Source organism: Xenorhabdus sp. KK7.4, from assembly GCF_963876465.1.
GTDB lineage: Bacteria > Pseudomonadota > Gammaproteobacteria > Enterobacterales > Enterobacteriaceae > Xenorhabdus > Xenorhabdus stockiae.
Map to the genome: position 1 here is coordinate 1 of NZ_CAWNQF010000152.1, position 1,670 is coordinate 1,670.

Sequence of the window (1,670 nt, forward strand, 5' to 3'; positions counted from 1 at the left end):
GGGTGGGGAGGGAATGTTTATGCAGGTCAGGATGGTATTATCAGAAAATCCTCCCCTATCATTCAAATCCATCCCGATGGTAAATTCGAAACTAACGACCAATCCGAAGGCGCAATCGTCTCTAAACTCGGCCTCGGTCATTATCAGGTCACGGGTGTGCTGGGTTATAACGCCGATGGCGCATGGGGTGTGCATGGAGGTATTTCCTCGCCGAAGAACAACAACGGACTGGAGCTTATCTACATTGATGACAAGGTGAACAAGGACGGCAGTATCACGATTGAGACCTTCCACCGTCAGCATTCCCATTTACCGGCACGCTTTCAGAACCAGCGGATAAAAGCCATTGTCAACGGGGAAAAAGTTTATTATCAGGACGGTGAACCGTGCGATATTCCCGAAGGCTGCCGCTTGGATGTCCGTGTCCAGATGCCGGCAAATTCGGTGTGGAATGTGAAGCAGAAGGCGGCAGAGGTGAGTGTGATTTAATTGTTTATTAATCTTTTTTAGTGGTTAATCATACAAGTCAATAACAGTTTAAGCTGTTGAAATTGCGGCTTGAACAAACTATCATCACCTTAGACATATTTATCAATTTGATAATTATGTTGCTAACACCCCTACAGGAGATGACCCAAATGAGATTACGTTGCATGGCTTATCAACAGGATAATATGTATATTGCTGCCTGCTTAGATCTGTCACTAGCAGCGCAAGCTAATTCGATTGACGAGGCAATTCACAAACTTGAAGCTCAGGTAAATGATTATCTTGAAGAGGCTGCCTCTGAACGCGAATATGCAAAACAGCTTATTAATCGAAAAGCCCCCCTATCGATGTGGCTTAAGTATTGGTATATCGCTTTTAAATTAAAAGTAAGAAAATCATTTTATCCAAATAATGAAATTGGTTCGGTTAAGTTGTTTGATGAACAGTGTGAGCTAGCCCGATAAGAGGTGTGGCGCAACATGATTTTTTATAAGCTAACACCACTCAAGTATAGAGAAGTTGTAAGGGCTCTGGCGGATTTAGGTTTTGAAATGAAACCAAAGAAGGGAACCTCTCATGAACAATGGATCAAAAAAGCAGATGGACATAAATGGGTGGTTACAGTGGATAAATCTCATGCGCCATTTTCACGAGACTTGATTAAATCAATGGCTAAACAGGCTGGAATCAGCTCCAAAAAATTCCATTCTCTGTGTAAAGGTACGATTAGTTGCGATGAAGTTCTTGCCAATGGTTTATCACGAGATTGATAAGTTGATTAATTATCCTAAACCCGCCCACGCGCGCGGGTTTTTTAATGTAAAAAACAGAATCCTTAGCCTTTATTTCTGACAGAACCCCGCAAACTCAACGCTGTACATTATTTAAAATCAATCACTTATCTAAATAGGATAATTCTCCTCTTTTAACTCATTGATTATTCCGTGGTCCTCACTTTGGCTGATGGGTATACGAAAATCTTCGGACACCTACAGTAACTCATTGATTTATCTGAGGCCGTCACTTTGGCTTAATCCTTCCGTTTCAAATAGAGGGATTAATCAATGTGCAGAGGGCAGAAATCTGCCCTTAGGGAATTAGAGCGTGTTAATTGGCAGAGGGGTTATTTTGTTAATGTGATAACCATATCGTCTAGCTATACCCTCAATGATACCTATTGG

Annotated in this window: 3 protein-coding genes; all 3 read left to right on the top strand. The window is 41.6% G+C overall.

Annotation, left to right across the window (positions count from 1 at the left end; translation table 11 throughout):
• On the top strand, positions 1-489 hold a 489-nt coding region (locus tag AACS90_RS22630), incomplete at its 5' end, for a phage tail fiber protein (RefSeq protein WP_445286264.1).
• Positions 490-653: 164 nt separating this feature from the next.
• The gene (locus tag AACS90_RS22635) at positions 654-953 is read left to right on the top strand and encodes a DUF1902 domain-containing protein (RefSeq protein ID WP_241538344.1); all 300 of its coding nucleotides are present in this window, start codon (positions 654-656) and stop codon (positions 951-953) included.
• A 15-nt stretch (positions 954-968) separates the two neighbouring features.
• Positions 969-1,259, top strand: coding sequence for a type II toxin-antitoxin system HicA family toxin (locus tag AACS90_RS22640; RefSeq protein ID WP_099123652.1), 291 nt, complete (start codon positions 969-971; stop codon positions 1,257-1,259).
• Positions 1,260-1,670: the final 411 nt, after the last annotated feature.